Source organism: Microbacterium sp. P2_F9 (assembly GCF_056403635.1).
In genome coordinates, this window is sequence record NZ_JBFUFC010000288.1 from 1 (window position 1) to 3,449 (window position 3,449).

The 3,449-nt window shown below is 70.0% G+C and carries 5 protein-coding genes; 3 read left to right on the forward strand and 2 right to left on the reverse strand.

Annotation, left to right across the window (positions count from 1 at the left end; all coding sequences use genetic code 11):
• Positions 1-372: UvrD-helicase domain-containing protein (locus tag AC1DVT_RS18870; RefSeq protein WP_477390778.1), on the reverse strand; the 372-nt coding region annotated here is incomplete at its 3' end.
• Between the two features lie 123 nt (positions 373-495).
• Here AC1DVT_RS18870 and AC1DVT_RS18875 point away from each other — a divergent pair.
• On the forward strand, positions 496-720 hold the full coding sequence (locus AC1DVT_RS18875) for a DUF3107 domain-containing protein (protein ID WP_457100259.1): 225 nt from the start codon (positions 496-498) through the stop codon (positions 718-720).
• 9 nt (positions 721-729) lie between these two features.
• Positions 730-1,017 (forward strand): hypothetical protein, encoded by a 288-nt coding sequence (locus AC1DVT_RS18880; protein ID WP_477390780.1) that lies wholly within the window; start codon positions 730-732, stop codon positions 1,015-1,017.
• Between the two features lie 21 nt (positions 1,018-1,038).
• On the opposite strand, the gene AC1DVT_RS18885 is transcribed toward AC1DVT_RS18880, so the two are convergent.
• Positions 1,039-1,752 carry a ferritin-like fold-containing protein gene (locus tag AC1DVT_RS18885; protein WP_477390782.1) on the reverse strand — a complete coding sequence of 238 codons (714 nt, stop codon included), beginning with the start codon at positions 1,750-1,752 and terminating at the stop codon, positions 1,039-1,041.
• Positions 1,753-1,927: 175 nt separating this feature from the next.
• On the opposite strand from AC1DVT_RS18885, the gene AC1DVT_RS18890 reads away from it, so the two are divergent.
• A complete protein-coding gene (locus tag AC1DVT_RS18890) occupies positions 1,928-3,433 on the forward strand; it encodes a DEAD/DEAH box helicase (protein ID WP_457100256.1) in 1,506 nt (501 codons plus the stop codon).
• Positions 3,434-3,449: the final 16 nt, after the last annotated feature.

A 3,449-nucleotide genomic window follows, 5' to 3' on the forward strand; every position in this document is an offset into this window, starting at 1 on the left:
GATCTGGTCTTCGTCGCCTCCGGTGAGCAGCTGCGGCGGCTCGCGGTGGGCGTGCACTTCGAAGGCGCGCACGATCTGGAAGGCGAGGGACGCCACCGAGCGGGCCAGCGGGCCGGAGGTCGCGCGATCGACGGCCAGTGCGAGCCGGTCTCGCAGGAGCGTGGCGGATTGCCGTGACGGCGTCAGCACGACGATCGCGTCGGGGCTCATGCCGCCGGCGACGAGCGATGCGACGCGCTGCACGAGGGTCGTGGTCTTGCCCGTGCCGGGGGCGCCCACCACGACACCGGCCGCCATCGGCGTGAGCTCGACGACGGCGCGCTGACGCTCATCCAGCGCAGGGCCCGCGCCGGGGCCCTTGCCCGAATGCATGACCAGCACGCTAGCGCGACTCTCCGACACCGGATGACCGCCCGCCGGGGGTCCCCGAAGGTGACGTAGAGTGGCCATGCGCCGCTCCGGCGCCGCCCCCGCACCGCAGAAAGGCACTCTCACGTGGAGATCCGCATCGGCATCACGAACTCTGGCCGCGAACTCAACTTCGAGTCATCCGAGTCTGCCGACGTCCTGAAGAAGTCGATCTCGACAGCGCTCGACGCCGGCGCGACCCACCTCACCTTCAACGACATCAAGGGCGACTCGTACATCGTTCCGACGGCAGGCCTCGCCTACATCGAGCTGGGCACCGAAGAGGCGCGGCGCGTCGGCTTCGTCGCCTAGGCCCTCGCCGTGCAGATCCTGATCGCGCTCGTCGTCGGCGTATCCATCGGGCTCGCCGTGCACTTCCTGGCGAAGGCGCGCGCGACCCGCGGACCCGTGCTGGCTCCGATCATCGGAGCCTTCGCGGCGGGTCTGGTCTGGATGATCCTCACCTGGGCCGGCATCGGCACCGACAGCGTGTGGCTGTGGCTCTCGCCGTTCGTGGTGTCCTGGATCGCGTGGCCGATCGTGGCGCTCATCAGCCGGACACGGCTCGCCCACGACGACCGGGAGCGCAAGCGCCTCCACCTCGCCTGATCCCTACCGGATCGAGTGCGCTCAGGCCGCGAGACCCATCGCGTCCATCCGCTTCGAGTGCGCCGCCATCAGCTCGGTGAACACCGGCTCGACCTTCTCCTCGTCGGCGATCCGCAGGGTGCCCGGGCGCAGCGCGGAGCGCGCGATCAGCAGTGTGTCGCCGACCAGGCGCCTCCCCCACATGGCGAGCATCGACTTCCACTCGGGGTCGCTCGCGATCGTCTCCACGAGCAGATCGACGACCGCTTCCCGGTCGTCGTCGGCCTGGAGGATCTTCGCGACGCGGCGTCCGGTGTCGCCGTAGCTCGCCGACAGCGCGAGGTAGAAGTCATCCAGCATGCCGGCGGTGATGTGCACCGAGAGCATCGTCTCCTGCGGCCGCACCCCGTGGGTCGCCGCGCGGAAGGCGTCCAGCGGCTCGCGGAAGGGCAGCATGAGATCGGTCGGATCGGCGCCGCGCTCCCGGATGAGCGCCACCAGCTCTTCGTGCTTGGTCAGCGCCGCTCCGGCTGCCCGGGAGAGCGCCTCTTTCTTGGAGAGCTCGGGTGTGGAGGCGATGAGTTCGCTGAGCGTCTCGAAGAACCCGATCTGCAGGTAGGCGGCCTGTCCGAGGAACGTGTCGACGCCCGGCGCGAGCTCTTCGAAGTCGACGCGGGTGAAGTCGCTCGCCTCGTCGCGCGAGCGCAATCGGAGCGCGCGGGACTCCCGACGGGGACGGCGCAGCCACTCGAACACGGAGCCCAGCCTAGGCCTGCGTCAACGCGCAGACGAGCGCAACCGGGATCGCACAGCCGCACCCGGTATCCTGGGTCTGTCCCGGCGTCGGATCGGGACCCCGCGCCTGTGGCTGAGTGAAAGGCGTGGATCACTTCACCAGGCGGTCATCTCGCCGCCGGACAGGCTCTCAATCGTGACGACCTTCGCCGACCTCGGCGTAGACCAGGACATCATCGACACCCTTGCTGAAAAGGGCATCATCGATGCGTTCCCCATCCAGGAGCAGACCATCCCGCTCGGGCTGCCCGGGCAGGACATCATCGGCCAGGCCAAGACCGGAACGGGCAAGACCTTCGGGTTCGGCATCCCCGTCGTGCAGCGTCTCGGTTTCGACCCGGGCCCCGGCGTCAAGGCGCTCATCGTCGTTCCCACTCGCGAGCTGTGCGTGCAGGTGTACGAAGACATCGACATGCTGACCCGCAACCGCCCGACCAGCGTCGTGGCGATCTACGGCGGCAAGGCCTACGAGGGCCAGATCGAGCAGCTCAAGGCTGGCGCGCAGATCGTCGTCGGCACCCCCGGCCGGCTCATCGACCTGAACAACCAGCGCCTGCTCGACCTTTCGAACGCGACCGAGGTCGTGCTCGACGAGGCCGACAAGATGCTCGACCTCGGCTTCCTGCCCGACATCGAGAAGATCTTCTCGAAGGTGCCGGCGGTGCGGCACACGCAGCTCTTCTCGGCGACCATGCCCGGCCCGATCGTGGCGCTCGCGCGCCGCTTCATGTCGAACCCGATCCACATCCGCGCGACCGACCCCGACGAGGGCCTCACGCAGGCCAACATCAAGCACCTCGTCTACCGCGCGCACTCGCTCGACAAGGACGAGGTCATCGCCCGCATCCTGCAGGCCGAGGGCGGCACCAAGGCCGTGATCTTCACCCGCACCAAGCGCGCCGCGCAGAAGCTCGTCGATGAGCTCGGCGACCGCGGCTTCAACGCCGCCGCGGTGCACGGCGACATGAGCCAGGAGTCGCGCGAGCGCTCGATGGCCGCGTTCAAGGCCGGCAAGCGCGATGTCCTCATCGCCACGGATGTCGCGGCCCGCGGCATCGACGTCGACGACGTGACGCACGTCATCAACCACACCATTCCGGACGACGACAAGGCGTACCTGCACCGCGTGGGTCGCACCGGCCGCGCCGGCAAGACCGGCATCGCGGTCACCTTCGTCGACTGGGACGACCTGCACAAGTGGGCGCTGATCAACCGCGCGCTCGAGTTCGGCCAGCCCGAGCCCGTCGAGACCTACTCGTCGAGCCCGCACCTGTTCACCGACCTCGACATCCCCGCGGGCACCAAGGGCCGGATCACGACGGCGCCGCGCACCCAGACCGTGCGGACCCAGCCGGCCAGCGCCGCGGCCGCCGCGCCCGAGGGCGATGGCACACCGCGTCGTCGTCGCAGCCGCTCGCGCGGCACGGGTGCCGACCGCGTCGGGTCGACCTTCGAGGACGGCAGCGCACCGCAGTCCGCCCCCGCGAGCACCGACACCGACGGTGCCGTTGAGCGCGCGGCGGAAGGCAGCGGCACGCACGACGGTCAGGGCAGGGAGCACCACGACGGCAAGCCGGCCCCCACGCGCCGTCGTCGACGTCGCCGCGGCTCCGGCGCGGCGGCTCCGGCCACCGGCGCCTGACCGCGTCTCAGTCCGC